The 12,946-nt window shown below is 42.6% G+C and carries 19 protein-coding genes; 8 read left to right on the forward strand and 11 right to left on the reverse strand.

The annotated features are described in order from the left end of the window. Nucleotides 1–22: 22 nt before the first annotated feature. Entirely contained in the window at nt 23–1,504 is a 1,482-nt protein-coding gene (locus GO620_RS09255; protein WP_157525986.1) for an ATP-binding cassette domain-containing protein, read from the reverse strand. Nucleotides 1,505–1,573: 69 nt separating this feature from the next. On the opposite strand from GO620_RS09255, the gene GO620_RS09260 reads away from it, so the two are divergent. Further along, nucleotides 1,574–1,870, forward strand: coding sequence for a DUF3175 domain-containing protein (locus tag GO620_RS09260; RefSeq protein WP_157525988.1), 297 nt, complete (start codon nt 1,574–1,576; stop codon nt 1,868–1,870). Here the strand turns inward: GO620_RS09260 and GO620_RS09265 are convergent. Then, nucleotides 1,860–2,066 carry a PLDc N-terminal domain-containing protein gene (locus tag GO620_RS09265; protein ID WP_157525990.1) on the reverse strand — a complete coding sequence of 69 codons (207 nt, stop codon included), beginning with the start codon at nt 2,064–2,066 and terminating at the stop codon, nt 1,860–1,862. The two genes, GO620_RS09260 and GO620_RS09265, sit on opposite strands and share 11 nt — an antisense overlap. Before the next feature lie 135 nt (nt 2,067–2,201). Between GO620_RS09265 and GO620_RS09270 the strand changes: the two genes are divergently transcribed. From GO620_RS09270 to GO620_RS09285, 4 genes are all read left to right on the forward strand, one after another. After that, nucleotides 2,202–3,356 carry an alpha/beta hydrolase gene (locus GO620_RS09270; protein ID WP_157525992.1) on the forward strand — a complete coding sequence of 385 codons (1,155 nt, stop codon included), beginning with the start codon at nt 2,202–2,204 and terminating at the stop codon, nt 3,354–3,356. An 81-nt stretch (nt 3,357–3,437) separates the two neighbouring features. Then, nucleotides 3,438–3,602, forward strand: a complete 165-nt coding sequence (locus tag GO620_RS09275; RefSeq protein ID WP_157525994.1) for a phosphatidate cytidylyltransferase — start codon at nt 3,438–3,440, stop codon at nt 3,600–3,602. A gap of 47 nt (nt 3,603–3,649) precedes the next feature. Beyond that, entirely contained in the window at nt 3,650–4,111 is a 462-nt protein-coding gene (locus tag GO620_RS09280) for a PA2169 family four-helix-bundle protein (RefSeq protein WP_157525996.1), read from the forward strand. A gap of 73 nt (nt 4,112–4,184) precedes the next feature. Continuing rightward, nucleotides 4,185–4,511 carry a hypothetical protein gene (locus GO620_RS09285; RefSeq protein ID WP_157525998.1) on the forward strand — a complete coding sequence of 109 codons (327 nt, stop codon included), beginning with the start codon at nt 4,185–4,187 and terminating at the stop codon, nt 4,509–4,511. Between the two features lie 69 nt (nt 4,512–4,580). On the opposite strand, the gene GO620_RS09290 is transcribed toward GO620_RS09285, so the two are convergent. The 3 genes from GO620_RS09290 to GO620_RS09300 form a co-directional block, all read right to left on the reverse strand. Next, entirely contained in the window at nt 4,581–4,790 is a 210-nt protein-coding gene (locus GO620_RS09290) for a hypothetical protein (protein WP_157526000.1), read from the reverse strand. A gap of 117 nt (nt 4,791–4,907) precedes the next feature. Continuing rightward, on the reverse strand, nt 4,908–5,168 hold the full coding sequence (locus GO620_RS09295) for a hypothetical protein (protein ID WP_157526002.1): 261 nt from the start codon (nt 5,166–5,168) through the stop codon (nt 4,908–4,910). 91 nt (nt 5,169–5,259) lie between these two features. Next, the gene (locus tag GO620_RS09300) at nt 5,260–5,466 is read right to left on the reverse strand and encodes a hypothetical protein (protein ID WP_157526004.1); all 207 of its coding nucleotides are present in this window, start codon (nt 5,464–5,466) and stop codon (nt 5,260–5,262) included. A gap of 140 nt (nt 5,467–5,606) precedes the next feature. Here GO620_RS09300 and GO620_RS09305 point away from each other — a divergent pair, with 140 nt between their 5' ends. Together GO620_RS09305 and GO620_RS09310 are read left to right on the forward strand one after the other, a co-directional pair. Then, entirely contained in the window at nt 5,607–6,176 is a 570-nt protein-coding gene (locus GO620_RS09305; RefSeq protein ID WP_200229814.1) for an RNA polymerase sigma factor, read from the forward strand. A gap of 10 nt (nt 6,177–6,186) precedes the next feature. Further along, entirely contained in the window at nt 6,187–7,287 is a 1,101-nt protein-coding gene (locus GO620_RS09310; protein ID WP_157526006.1) for a S1 family peptidase, read from the forward strand. A gap of 256 nt (nt 7,288–7,543) precedes the next feature. Here GO620_RS09310 and GO620_RS09315 read toward each other — a convergent pair whose 3' ends face one another. The 3 genes from GO620_RS09315 to pdxH form a co-directional block, all read right to left on the reverse strand. After that, entirely contained in the window at nt 7,544–8,668 is a 1,125-nt protein-coding gene (locus GO620_RS09315; protein ID WP_157526276.1) for an NADH-quinone oxidoreductase subunit D, read from the reverse strand. 192 nt (nt 8,669–8,860) lie between these two features. Continuing rightward, nucleotides 8,861–9,361, reverse strand: coding sequence for an NADH-quinone oxidoreductase subunit C (locus GO620_RS09320; protein WP_157526008.1), 501 nt, complete (start codon nt 9,359–9,361; stop codon nt 8,861–8,863). After that, the gene (pdxH, locus tag GO620_RS09325) at nt 9,358–10,005 is read right to left on the reverse strand and encodes a pyridoxamine 5'-phosphate oxidase (protein WP_157526010.1); all 648 of its coding nucleotides are present in this window, start codon (nt 10,003–10,005) and stop codon (nt 9,358–9,360) included. The genes GO620_RS09320 and pdxH overlap by 4 nt, the downstream gene beginning before the upstream one ends. Nucleotides 10,006–10,113: 108 nt before the next feature. Here pdxH and GO620_RS09330 point away from each other — a divergent pair, with 108 nt between their 5' ends. After that, a complete protein-coding gene (locus GO620_RS09330; RefSeq protein ID WP_157526012.1) occupies nt 10,114–10,677 on the forward strand; it encodes a YqgE/AlgH family protein in 564 nt (187 codons plus the stop codon). 49 nt (nt 10,678–10,726) lie between these two features. Here the strand turns inward: GO620_RS09330 and purE are convergent, their stop codons facing one another. Genes purE through GO620_RS09345 form a run of 3 tightly spaced genes read right to left on the reverse strand, consistent with a single transcriptional unit; the run spans nt 10,727 to nt 12,919 of the window. Beyond that, entirely contained in the window at nt 10,727–11,239 is a 513-nt protein-coding gene (gene purE, locus GO620_RS09335) for a 5-(carboxyamino)imidazole ribonucleotide mutase (protein WP_157526014.1), read from the reverse strand. Beyond that, on the reverse strand, nt 11,236–11,721 hold the full coding sequence (locus GO620_RS09340) for an STM3941 family protein (protein WP_317198302.1): 486 nt from the start codon (nt 11,719–11,721) through the stop codon (nt 11,236–11,238). Before GO620_RS09340 ends, purE begins: the two co-directional genes overlap by 4 nt. 58 nt (nt 11,722–11,779) lie before the next feature. After that, nucleotides 11,780–12,919 carry a 5-(carboxyamino)imidazole ribonucleotide synthase gene (locus GO620_RS09345; RefSeq protein WP_157526018.1) on the reverse strand — a complete coding sequence of 380 codons (1,140 nt, stop codon included), beginning with the start codon at nt 12,917–12,919 and terminating at the stop codon, nt 11,780–11,782. Nucleotides 12,920–12,946 lie beyond the last annotated feature (27 nt).

Raw genomic sequence — 12,946 nt, forward strand, 5'->3', positions numbered from 1 at the left:
ACAGGATTTACAATATTGTGAATTATGCAGATTGCTCTACCACTTCCCCCGCGCTTAGCTTTATAAATTTATTTACGGCGTCGGGCAGTTCTTCCGTGTAATGCGTAACGTAGATCATGGTCATGTCGCTTTGCTCGCAAATGGTATCAATAATGTGTTTAAAGTTTTCCTTTTGATCTTCATCCATTCCTTGGCAAGGCTCATCTAAAATAAGCAATATAGGGTTCCTTACCAGTGCCCTTGCCAGGAAGCACAAGCGTTGTGCGCTGGCGGGGATATTCTTGAGCAATTGCCTTGCGTATTGCCCAATCCCCAATACTTCCATCCATTTTAAAGATAATGCCGCGCGCGAAGGTTCACTCATCCTGAATAAACCAAGTGTATCATAAAATCCCGACTCAATAACTTGCAGGCAGCTATTATCTGTCGGGAAATATTGAAATAACTCTGGCGAAACAAAGCCGCACTTCTTTTTAATATCCCAAATGCTTTCACCTGTTCCGCGCTGCTTGTCAAATAGTACAATATCATTGGCGTATGCCTGCGGGTTATCACCATAAACTAAAGTTAGCAAAGTAGATTTACCTGCACCGTTATGTCCAAGCAACGCCCAACGGTCACCCTGCCGCACTTCCCAATCAATATTTTTTAGTATATTTTTTTCGCCGTATTGAACGTTTACGTTCGCCATTTTGATAATGGTATCAAATCGTTCGTAGTCTGCACTTAACAAGCCTGCTAAATGTTCAGTATTGATGTTTGTATCGTTACTGTGCCGGCTTAACTGTTTTATGCGATAGTCAGCTGCATAAGTTATCAAATCTGTTCTGCCACTGGTTAATAACACCACTTTGTTAATGACGGATGGTATCTCGTTCGGCGATGTGGCCATCACTATGGTAGTTCCTGCCTCAGCTATCTCATGGAGCAGCGCGTCAAAACTCTTCCTTGCATCCACATCAAGCCCTGTCAGCGGCTGATCAAGCAATAATAATTTTGGATTTTTGATCAGTGCCGAGGCCAATCGCAAGCGCTTGGTTTCACCATTGGATAGTTTGATCAGCTCTTTATTGTATAATGCCGTAAGATTTAATCTTTCAACGACATTTTCGATTGACCAATAACCGGGTCTGGTATCTTTAGCAATTCCTGCGAGATAGCTTTTTACCGTAAGTGAATCGTCCGAATCAAAAGAATTGAAACGCTGCTGATAATATAAGTCGGTAGTATTCGATCCATTCTTAAAATGGTGCCGGGAATCAACGAGGACGATTGATGCTGAGGCTGTACCGTCACATCCTTCAGTATAGTGGCGGGTCAATTGTCCACCATTAACACTTTGCAAACCCGCAATAACCTTTAACAGTAAACTTTTCCCCGAACCGCTTTTGCCAATAATAGCAACATGGTCACCTGCTATAATGTCGAGACTAATTTGATTTAATGCAATTTGGGATTGATACTTTACCGAGATGTTTTGAAGAGAGACAAGCGTAGCAGGCATTCGCGCAAAATACAAAAACCTAAACCCGGCCGAAATTTATTTGTTAAACTACAAAGCAAATATACAATCATGGCGAAGAAATCGGCATCAAAGAAAAAATGGTCTGCAAAGGTTACAGAAACAAGTGACGCCTTAGATTTGAAGAAAGAGGTATTTAAATCTAAAAATCCTGAAAAGATAGCTGAGTCGCTCAAACACTCTGCAGAAGAAAGCCATCGCCGCAAGGGCAGCCCATTCCAGTCTGCCATGTCTATGCTAAATTTTTACATCAACCGCGCCGGTAAGAATTTGACCAGGAAAGAAAAAGAGCCGCTTGAAAAGGCGAAGAATAAACTACGGAAACTGTACCACCGGCCTACTCAGTAATTTTTTTACGATTGCCTCTTAACCCGTAAATTAAATAAAAGATTAGTCCTACAACCGGTGCCATAAACAGTACCGCGCTCCAAAACGCTTTTACCGGCATGGCTATATCCTTACGTTTGGTTAGCGTGAGAATGGAGATGATCAAGACCACCAGCCACAGCAGAATAAGTGCGATAAAAATATCTACCAATTTCATTAAGCGGAATTATATCATATTAACCTACAAAGGTTTACGAAAAAAGTTTACTTACTGCCCGCACAACTTATGTGAGTGCGATAGTTGCCGGGCAAGCTGAACATTAAGTAATTAACCTTGTTAGGCTCATACACTATGAAAAACACCAATCACCTAAAGCGTTATGCATTGCCAGGCTTTGCAGTAATCGCGTTGTTGTTTGCTTCCTGCGCCGGCAATGGCAGTAAAACAACAACAGACAGCACATCTGTGAAAGACTCTTCATTCACAGATTCCAGTGCAAAAAATAACCTGATAGATTCTATCAAACCAACCGGACCGGCTCCTGCATGGGCGCCCGATATTAAACCGCAGATGGCGGCCGTAATCGAGAAGTTAGCCAGCTATGGCGACAAACCTATTCCGCAATTAACAGCGGCTGAAGCCCGAAAGAACCACACCCCTACCGACGCGGTGATGGATATCATGAAACAATATGGTATACCCACACCAATGCCGGCTATAGATACAGCGGGTAAAGAAATACCTGTTGACGGCGGCAACATTCACTTGCGCATTTACACACCAAAAGGCAACGGCCCTTTCCCGGTAATTGTATATTACCACGGTGGCGGCTTTGTGATAGCTAACATTGATGTGTACAATGCTTCTGCACAAACCTTGGCAGATAAAGTGGGTGCTGTGGTAGTTTCAGTAGCGTACCGTTTAGCGCCCGAGCACAAATTTCCAACAGCGCATAACGATGCTTTCGCAGCTTACCAATGGGTAGTTAAAAACGCGGCATCCATAAAAGGAGATCCTAAAAAGATAGCTACAGTTGGTGAAAGTGCCGGCGGTAACTTAGCCGTAAACATGGCAATCATGGCCCGCGATAAAGGGATAATGTTGCCTACCGCTATAGTTGCCGTTTACCCGGTTGCAGGCTCTGACATGACAACCCCTTCATATCAAAAAAATGCTTCGGCAAAACCATTGGATAAACCAATGATGATGTGGTTTGTGAAAAACTATCTGAATAATATGGGCGAAGGTAAAGATCCACGTATCAACCTGGTAGCCGCTAACCTCAAAGGTTTGCCGCCAACAACCGTTATTACCGATGAGATAGACCCGCTGCAAAGCGAAGGCATGACCTTGGTTGAAAAACTAAAAGCCGCGGGGGTAAAAACTGACAGCAAAAACTGGAATGGCGTAACCCACGAATTTTTTGGAATGGGCACCGTTGTTCCCGAAGCCAAAGAGGCCGAAATGTATGCTGTGCAGCAACTAAAAACTGCATTTGGTAAATAATAATTTGAGGTAAGTGTAATGATGTGCTAAACGGTACAGTAATTGTATTTTGTTTAGCACATCACTTTTAAACATTTACTTATGAAACGTTTACCTATACTTTTGTTCGCGATAGCCATGATGTTCTTTAATGGCTGCGCCGTTGCAGGCGGCATTTTTAAAGGCGGGGTAGCAATTGGCGTCATTGGCGTTGTGGTTGTTATCCTGGTCATCATCTGGCTGTTCTCTTTATTCAGAGGCAAATAATTACATTTTTAACTACAACTGACTTATTTACAAAACACTTAATTATCATGGAAAATACACAAGCAACCATCGAAACATTAAACGATCTGATCAAAATCAACAATGACCGTATAGAGGGTTATGAAAAAGCGACCAATGATCTTGCCGATGGTGACACGGATTTGAAAGATCTTTTTACCAGCCTTATCGGCGAGAGCCAGCAAAATAAAATGGCATTGGGTACAGAGATCCAGGCACTGGGTGCAGATATAGATAACACTACCAGCACCAGTGGTTCATTACACAGAACCTGGTTAGATATTAAAGCGGCATTTACCGGTCACAGTACCAAAAGCGTTTTAGAAGAATGCGAATTTGGTGAAGATGCTATTAAAAAAGCTTATGCAAAGGCTTTAGAGATGGAGCACCTACCGGCATATATCCGCGATCTGCTGGCCGAGCAAAAAACCGCTATCGATGCAGCGCATGATGATGTTAAAGCACTTCGTGACAGCTACGAAAACGCTTAACCGAAATAGATTTAATAGTGGAGTATGTGAGCGAAAACGCTTAATATTGTGCTATTATAATCAATTACTATAAATGAAAAATTTTAAGCTTATAATTTGTGGTGTAGCCGGCGCAGCGTTGTTTAGTGCCTGCAACGGTGATCATGCCACCCGCAGCGGGATCGATACTGCCAGTGCTACTGCAATTGGCCCTAATTATGATGTACGGACTAATATCGATACATCTAAAACAACAAATGGTATGGGTGATGCGACGCTGTTAGATAATACTGCGTCTGGCGGTGTATTAGTAGTTAAAGATACTACCCACATGAAGGTACGTTCTGTAGCTGTACCAACATCTGCACCTGCAACAGCGGCTACTCCGGCACCTGCAGATAGCACTGCTGCAAAGAAATAAGCAAAATTTAGATCATAAAAAAGCCGCTCTGAAAATTCAAAGCGGCTTTTTCGTTTAAGAAAACGAAAATTACATTTTCTTAGTAGTGTCTTTTGCAGCTTTAGTAGTGTCAGCTAATTTAGCGCTGTCTTTCTTTACTGAATCCATTTTGTTAGAAGAATCAGCTTTGATTGAATCAGTTTTAGCTGAATCAGCAGTAGAAGCTGAACCGCTACCTTTACAAGCAACCATTGAAGTAAGAGCTAAGGCAACAACGCCTAATTTGAATGCATTTTTCATTGTTAATTTTTTAATAAGTGAGTAATAGTTTCCATTTAATACTACAAACAAAAAAAGGTAACCCTAAAAATTAAAAATTTTTAAAGATTACCTTTTATAATTAACAATTACAGCTTTTTAGCTTTTAGCTTCCTTTTTTACGCTGGTTTTGGTAACCGTTTTCTTTACAGAAATTGTGTCTTTTTTAACATTGCTGGTATCAACAGATGCAGTATCCGTTTTAACGGTATCGGTTTTAACTGTTGAGTCTGCAGTTACTTTCACTGATGAGTCTGCTTTCGCAGTATCTGAACCATCTTTGCTACCGTTGCCGCTGCATGCTGCTAATGATAATGAAACTACTAAAATTGCTACGGAACTTCTTAATAAATTTTTCATAGTTAGTTGTTTTACAGTTAATACTTTAAAACAAAAAAAGGTAACCCAAAAGGGTTACCTTTTTTTAAAAGACCTAGTCTTAAAAGACTAATTACATTTTTTTAGTAGTGTCTTTCATCATTTTGCTGGTATCAGACATTTTACCAGTGTCAGTTTTAACTGTGCTATCTACAGTAGTAGTTGTAGTAGCAGAATCAATTTTAGTTGAGTCTGTAGTGCTTGATGATTTGTCACCAGAGCATGAAGCGAATGATACAGCTACGATAGCAACTAATGCTAATTTTGCGAAAGTTTTCATAATTAAATGTTAAAGTTATTAATTTATTGTTACAGTAGTTAATACCGCAAAAGGCAAAAGGTAACCCGTTTAACTTTAAATTTTTTTATAAATTATTTTACCAATATTGGGTTACCATTGCCTGTAAAATGTATTAAGAAGTGAGTAAGGTGTTAAAAGGTTCAGCTCCAGCAGATAGTGAAGTAGTACTCGGCATTCTCAACAACCACGATGAGGTTTTAGAGAAACTGTATTTGGCTTATTTCCCGATGATAGTTCAGTTTATCATCAATAATAATGGCACTACAGATGACGCCAAGGATATATATCAGGAAGCGATCATCGTTCTTTACAATAAAATAAAAAGCGGCGATTTTGAGCTTAGCAGTAAGCTAAAAACGTTTATATATTCCGTGTGTCGACGCTTGTGGCTTAAGCGGTTGCACCAGATGAGCAGGTTTGACGGTGATGTCCGCGATTTTCAGGACTTTTTACCGGCCGATGATGATCTGGAAAAGCACGATGAGCGCGACATGCAATTCAAGAAAATGGAAGGCGCACTTTCATTGCTCGGCGAACCATGTAAAACCATCATTGAGGATTTTTACATGAACGAGCGGTCTATGCAGGATATCTGCGAACGTTTTGGCTATACAAATGCAGATAATGCCAAAACGCAAAAATACAAGTGTTTGCAAAGGCTTAAAAAGTTGTTTTTTGAGCATAAATGAAAAAAGGGTTATGACGAACAGAAATTTACAGGACGATATAGAGCGCTATCTCCGCGGCGAAATGAACGCGGATGAGCGGGCTGCCTTTGAGTTGTTACGAAAAGACAACGAAGAAGTTAAGGCTGCCTTTGCCGAGCATAAGCAATTTGTGGGCTTGATGAAGCAGGTTAAAGAGCGCCGCGAACTTGAGACTCGTCTTAACGCGATCCATACCGCAATTGACGTTGATGCCTTAGAAGAAGAGTACACAGAACGCCCGCCGTTCATTGTTCAGCTTTGGCGTAACCACCACTCAAAAATATCTGTAGCGGCATCAGTAGCTATATTTGCCATGCTGGCTACGCTGTTCTTTACTGGATACTTCCGCAGTGCCAATTCAAATTACACGCAGTTACGCATGCAGGTAGAAAACTATAAGCGCTCGACAGAAAAGTTGAACCGTTCTACTAATGCCTTGTTGAACGATATAAAAACAGGCAAAAAATATGAGCCTGCACGCTTTGGCGGTACCGGCTTCGCAATAACATCTACAGGTTATTTAGTTACCAATTTCCATGTGGTGAATGACGCGGACGCGGTTTATGTACAAAATGCTGCCGGCGAAACATTTCATGCACGTGTGATCTATACAGAGCCGCAGTATGACGTAGCTGTGCTACGAATTGACGATTCGACCTTCCACAACCAGACACCATTGCCTTATGCTTTTAAAAAGGCAGAAAGTTCTTTAGGCGAAGATGTGAGTACTTTAGGCTATCCGGGTAATGTATTGACATTCGGGTCGGGTTATTTATCATCTGCAAATGGGTTCCACGATGACAGTACTGCCTACCAGGTATCTATCCCGGTTAATCCGGGTAACAGCGGCGGACCGCTTTTAGATGGAAAGGGCAATGTTATCGGGCTGATAAGCGGTAAACGCAGTTTAATGGAAGGTGAAGCATTTGCTGTGAAATCACAATTTTTATTAAAAGCAATAAAAAACATCCCTGCTGATTCATTGACGCAGAAAATATCCTTCAACAGCAAAAGCTCATTGACTGGGTTGAACCGCGTTCAGCAGATCAAAAAGATGCAGAACTATGTATACCTGGTTAAGGTTTATAATTAATTATCCTTTAACCTCCGGAAATGGGGAATTAAAAAACTAAGCTTCTGTAAAAAGGCTTTTTTTTGTTTTAGATAGAAAGGTTCTGCCGAACTTGTTTCGGCATCCCATAGGCTGATCAGAAGAAATTTGAAAATGAATATGGTTACCGTAAAAGAGATTCTTTAGAATTTTCCTACGAGATTGCCGCGTCGCCGCGCTCCTCGCAATAACAAGTTGGTGTTTTATCCCAAACGATTCTTGGTTCTTGGCTCTAAAATCACCTATCCACCTCTCCCAGCACTATATCAATAGAACCAAGGATAGCAATCAGGTCGGCGATCATTACACCCTTAGACAGCTCAGATATTACCGATAAATTATTAAAACTCGGCCCGCGGGATTTCACACGCTGTGGTATTTCAGTTTTCCCATCGGCTACAAAATAGAACCCCAGCTCTCCGCGCGGGCTCTCTGCGCGCATGTAATACTCCTGCGCTTTGGGTATGATCTTGCGGGGAAGTTTTGCGCGGGGATCGAAATCCGGTGTGCGTTTCAAATCCGTAAGCAAACGGTTACTACACTGCTCGATCATCTTAAGCGACTCGGTGATCTCATCTACGCGAACTTTATAGCGGTCCCAGCAGTCACCAACAGATCCCATTTCACCTTTACCTACAGGGATGTCAAATTCCAACTCGGGGTAGGCGGAATAGTTATCTATCCTGCGCAAATCCCATTTCACTCCGCTACCACGCAAAACAGGGCCGCTGCAGCCATAATTAATGGCAACATCAATTGGCAGCACGCCAACGTTTGCCGTGCGGCTAATGAATATCTGATTATCCGTGAGCAACTGGTTAAGTTCTTTTAGCTTCGGTTTAAAGTAGGTTACAAACTCCAGGCACCGTTCTTCAAAACCTACCGGCAAATCGTAAAATAACCCGCCAATCCATATATAATTGTACAGCAGCCTTGAGCCCGATGCCCATTCCAGCATACTTGTAATATGTTCCCGGTCGCGGAAACACCAAAGGAACGGTGTAAAAGCGCCAATGTCTATTCCATAAGTCCCTAAAGCTATAAGATGTGAACTGATGCGGTTCAACTCGCAAACCAAAACGCGGATATATTCCACCCGTTTGGGGATGTCATTGTCTATACCCAGCATACGCTCTACCCCCATCACCCAGGCATGGCTGTTGTTCATGGAAGCCAGGTAATCCATTCGGTCTGTAAACGGAATGGTTTGCTGATAAGTTAAGGACTCGGCATGCTTTTCAAAACAACGATGAAGGTAACCCATGTGAGGAATGGCTTCCTTTACTATTTCACCGTCCGTTATCAATTCCAGCCGCAAAACGCCATGAGTTGACGGATGCTGTGGCCCCATATTGAGCACCATATCCTCTGTCGCGGCAGCGGCAATTTTATCTTGGTATGCTTTTAATGCGTTGTTTTGCACTTTCCAATTTTTATTGTCATTCAGAGCGTAGCGAAGAATCTTATTCAGTATTGCATTCACACATAAGATGCTTCGACAGGGTCAGCATGACATGGTGGATTAAATTCGAAATTGAACATTCGAAATCCAAATTTAATCGATCTTTATCCCTTTGTAATACTCTGCATTTTTATAATCCTTTCGTAACGGAAAACCTTCCCAATCATCAGGCAACAATATTCGTCTCAAATCGGGGTGGCCTTCAAAGTAAATCCCTACCAGATCATAGGCCTCTCGCTCATGCCAATCGGCAGTACGGTAAACTTCATTGACGCTTAAAAACACCGGCAGATTTTCAAAGCTGCGGTCGGTGTGATCCTTCATTACTTTTAAAGTCAATTGCGTTTGATATGGAATTGACGTTAGATTATAAACCACACTAAATTTGCCTATCTCTGGGCCATGATCGATCCCGCTTAAACACGCTAAAAAATCAAAATAGGTCAATGGGTTATCGCGTAGTTCGCGCATCACATCAACTATCTTATCCGGCTGAATGGTCAAAACAGATTGCAAGCCTGGCGTTTCCTCCGCAATTACCACCCCTTCACCTACCTTGGCAATCAATAAAGCCTTGATCTCGTCGACTGTCATGGGGCAAGCCTTACAATCTTCCAGTTATTTTTGTCTGCTTTCTTGAAAACTATCCTGTCATGCAGGCGGCTGCGGCGGCCTTGCCAAAACTCAAACATGGTTGGTTTCAAAATGTAGCCACCCCAGTGAGCTGGTTTTGGCACTTCCTTACCTTCGTACTCAGCGGTTAGCTGATCCATCCTTTTCTCCAATAAGTCGCGTCCATCGATTTCCTGGCTCTGCGGCGAAACCACAGCACCCAATTGGCTTTTAACCGGCCTGGAGTGAAAATATTCTTCCGATTGCTGCTTACTTAATTTCTCGATGGTCCCCTCAATACGTATCTGCCTCTCCAGTGGTCCCCACCAAAAAGTGATAGCTGCCAAAGGATTTTTTGCCAACTCGCGGCCCTTACGGCTCAGGTAGTTGGTATAAAACATAAAGCCATTCTTGTTGTAGCCCTTAAGCAAAACAATACGAGCCGAAGGCCGGCCATCTGATGTTGCTGTAGCTAAGGTCATGGCATTTGGCTCGTACATTTCGGCCGCCATAGCGTTGTTAAACCAGCTGTCGAACTGGATAAACGGATCTGATTTAACGTCTTGTTCAGACAGGGTAGCTGTCTTATAATCTTGCCGCAGGTTTTCTATATCTTTTTGCTCCATCAAAGCAAATCTACAAATACCGTTGAGTAATAGCTTATGTTGAGTTAATACTTTACCGTTATCAGAACATAAATTTGTGCTTAACGTTATAAATAAAACGCTAATAATATGCTTAGTAATGTGGTGGCTGCGCCCGGCCGTTTATTGATTTCAGAACCATTTATGATGGACCCCAACTTTAAACGCTCGGTTGTATTATTGACTGAGCATACCGAGGATGGATCTGTAGGGTTTGTGCTTAACCAGCAAAGCGTGTATTTATTAAGCGATGTGTTGCCTAACGTTTCTTATTCTGACCTGCCTGTTTTTATTGGCGGACCGGTTGGCACAGATACGCTGCACTTTATACATTGTGTGCCGGAAAAGATAAGTGGTGGTATAGAAATAGCAACGGGTATATTTTGGGGCGGCGATTTTGAACATGTAAAAGATCTGGTGAGCACCTACCAGGTAACCGAAGATGAGATCAAGTTTTTTGCGGGTTATTCCGGTTGGAGCGGCGGGCAACTGGAATACGAGATTAATGAAAATGCCTGGATAGTTGCCAGCAAATTTGATACAGACACCTTGTTTAAAAGTGATGACCAGGAACTATGGAAGGAAGTGATCATTAGCCTTGGGCAGCGCTACGCGCACATTGTAAACTTCCCTGAAAACCCGATGTTAAACTAATAGCTGCCCCAAATGCTTTTCTGAGGAGACGGAACTATTTACAGAATGGCTAATACTTGCTTGGATACCCAATATCTTTCATCTCTTTTGCAGATTCTTCAACCTTTGATTTCAAATCTTCCTTATAGATCTTCAAATTCTGAGTTACGGCTTCGTCTGCTATGGCAATGATCTGCGCGGCCAATATACCTGCGTTTTTAGCAGCGTTTAATGCCACGGTAGCTACAGGAATTCCGTTAGGCATTTGCAGGATAGACAGCACAGAGTCCCAGCCGTCAATGGAATTACTCGACTTTACAGGCACACCAATTACAGGCAAATGGGTTAATGATGCAACCATACCCGGCAGGTGGGCTGCGCCGCCTGCGCCGGCGATTATCACTTTTAGGCCCCGGCTTTCGGCTGTGCGGGCATAGTCAAACATACGGTCGGGAGTGCGGTGCGCAGATACAACTGTTATTTCGTGATTTACGCCAAGGTCTTTTAAGATGTCGGCTGCATCCTGCATAATGTTCAGGTCGCTTTTGCTGCCCATTATAATTCCAACTTTTGCTTCGCTCATTTTGGTGTATTTAAGGTGTAGCCTGCAAGCATCCGGCTTCTGTCCATCGGCTTCGCGTTGGCTAAATTAATAATTAAGGCCGTAAGTTTTTGCTGGTCTACATTGCTCACACTGCCCAAACTAATGTTTATCTCCTGGAAGCCCATAGCCTCATTTACCTTTTTCATGCGGGGGCTGCCTTTTATCAGGTCCTTATATTCTTCTTTTATGATGAGGCAAACAAAAGGCTGTTTATGTATTGTGATCCAGTAAGCATGGTCAATGGTGTTCCAGTTCACAAAATCGTTATAGGCAGTACGGTCGAAAATGCCCGTTTCATTAATGATGATCTGCGGACGGCGGTCAAACAGGTTAAACAACGCGAACGGATATCCCAACCCGAAAAAACAAATGCAAAACCAATTAATCCAGGGAATGTCATTATACCGATTAGTGATTATCATCCAAGCGGATGGGATTACAAACACCGAGACTAACAGCATCAATCTTATTGCTTTCCATCTTGATTTATAAATAATGATCTCGTCCAATGGCGCTCACTTAACTCACCACCTTCAAAATATCCTGCACGTAACGCGCTTTTTCAATAGCTTTTGCACGGTCCGCGTCGACAACGGTTATATGTCCCATTTTACGAAAGGGTTTAGTAAGCGCTTTGCCATACAGGTGTATGTAAACACCTTCCCGTTTTAACGCTTTTTCGATGCCCTGGTACACAGCGGGGCCTTCGTGTCCGGCTTCGCCAAGCAAGTTAATCATTACGGCATTGTTCAGGCAGTCAGTGTCGCCCAAGGGCTGATTAAAAATTGCCCGCAAATGCTGCTCGAATTGCGAAACCACATTACCCTCTATAGTTTGGTGCCCGCTATTATGCGGACGCGGAGCCAGTTCGTTAACCAATATCCTGCCATGTTTATCTAAAAACATTTCCACTGCCAGTAAACCCACAATTTTAAGTTTGCCTGCAATATCTTTTGCAATTTCTTCAGCCTGCTGATGCAGTTCAAATGGCAGTGTCGACGGCGATATCAGAAATTCTACCAAATTAGCTTCCGGGTTAAATTCCATCTCTACCATCGGGAAAGCCTTTATCTCGCCATCATCGTTGCGTGCGACTATAACTGCTATCTCTTTCTCAAAATCAATCCACTCTTCAATGATGCTCGGATGTGTAAAGGCTTTGTCAAGGTAAGTCTCATCTATCACCTTATAAACGCCTTTACCATCATATCCGTCCCGGCGAAGCTTTTGAATATATGGGAACTTAATATGCGCGTGCTTCAAATCGGCAACATTAGTTATTGATTGAAACTCTGCCGTTGGGATGTCGTTTTCCTTGAAGAATTGCTTTTGCAGGCCTTTATCCTGTATCAGGCGAATGACACGCGGTTGCGGATAAACTGTTACCCCCTCACGTTCCAATTTCTCAAGCGCGTCTACATTTACCTTTTCAATTTCAATGGTGATGAGGTCGACAGTTTTGCCGAATTTATAAACGGTATCAAAATCCTGCAAAGACCCCACGGTAAACTCGTCGCATAGTTTGCGGCAGGGAGCTTCCCTGTCCGGGTCAAGCACCTTTACGGTTACATTGTAGTTTATCGCTTGCTGTATAAGCATCCGGCCCAGCTGACCGCCGCCTAATATGCCCAATTTAAGATCGCCGTAAAATGCTTTCATGATATCTTATTGCAAGTTTAGGGCAAA

Origin of the sequence: Mucilaginibacter ginkgonis, assembly GCF_009754905.2 — a bacterium.
GTDB classification, from domain to species: domain Bacteria; phylum Bacteroidota; class Bacteroidia; order Sphingobacteriales; family Sphingobacteriaceae; genus Mucilaginibacter; species Mucilaginibacter ginkgonis.

Bases quoted from the DNA above. Each gene is read 5' to 3' on its own strand.
- GO620_RS09255 (WP_157525986.1), bottom strand. From the start codon at position 1,504: ATGCCTGCTACGCTTGTCTCTCTTCAAAACATCTCGGTAAAGTATCAA.
- GO620_RS09260 (WP_157525988.1), top strand. From the start codon at position 1,574: ATGGCGAAGAAATCGGCATCAAAGAAAAAATGGTCTGCAAAGGTTACA.
- GO620_RS09265 (WP_157525990.1), bottom strand. From the start codon at position 2,066: ATGAAATTGGTAGATATTTTTATCGCACTTATTCTGCTGTGGCTGGTG.
- GO620_RS09270 (WP_157525992.1), top strand. From the start codon at position 2,202: ATGAAAAACACCAATCACCTAAAGCGTTATGCATTGCCAGGCTTTGCA.
- GO620_RS09275 (WP_157525994.1), top strand. From the start codon at position 3,438: ATGAAACGTTTACCTATACTTTTGTTCGCGATAGCCATGATGTTCTTT.
- GO620_RS09280 (WP_157525996.1), top strand. From the start codon at position 3,650: ATGGAAAATACACAAGCAACCATCGAAACATTAAACGATCTGATCAAA.
- GO620_RS09285 (WP_157525998.1), top strand. From the start codon at position 4,185: ATGAAAAATTTTAAGCTTATAATTTGTGGTGTAGCCGGCGCAGCGTTG.
- GO620_RS09290 (WP_157526000.1), bottom strand. From the start codon at position 4,790: ATGAAAAATGCATTCAAATTAGGCGTTGTTGCCTTAGCTCTTACTTCA.
- GO620_RS09295 (WP_157526002.1), bottom strand. From the start codon at position 5,168: ATGAAAAATTTATTAAGAAGTTCCGTAGCAATTTTAGTAGTTTCATTA.
- GO620_RS09300 (WP_157526004.1), bottom strand. From the start codon at position 5,466: ATGAAAACTTTCGCAAAATTAGCATTAGTTGCTATCGTAGCTGTATCA.
- GO620_RS09310 (WP_157526006.1), top strand. From the start codon at position 6,187: ATGACGAACAGAAATTTACAGGACGATATAGAGCGCTATCTCCGCGGC.
- GO620_RS09315 (WP_157526276.1), bottom strand. From the start codon at position 8,668: ATGGTGCTCAATATGGGGCCACAGCATCCGTCAACTCATGGCGTTTTG.
- GO620_RS09320 (WP_157526008.1), bottom strand. From the start codon at position 9,361: ATGACAGTCGACGAGATCAAGGCTTTATTGATTGCCAAGGTAGGTGAA.
- pdxH (WP_157526010.1), bottom strand. From the start codon at position 10,005: ATGGAGCAAAAAGATATAGAAAACCTGCGGCAAGATTATAAGACAGCT.
- GO620_RS09330 (WP_157526012.1), top strand. From the start codon at position 10,114: ATGCTTAGTAATGTGGTGGCTGCGCCCGGCCGTTTATTGATTTCAGAA.
- purE (WP_157526014.1), bottom strand. From the start codon at position 11,239: ATGAGCGAAGCAAAAGTTGGAATTATAATGGGCAGCAAAAGCGACCTG.
- GO620_RS09340 (WP_317198302.1), bottom strand. From the start codon at position 11,721: ATGCTGTTAGTCTCGGTGTTTGTAATCCCATCCGCTTGGATGATAATC.
- GO620_RS09345 (WP_157526018.1), bottom strand. From the start codon at position 12,919: ATGAAAGCATTTTACGGCGATCTTAAATTGGGCATATTAGGCGGCGGT.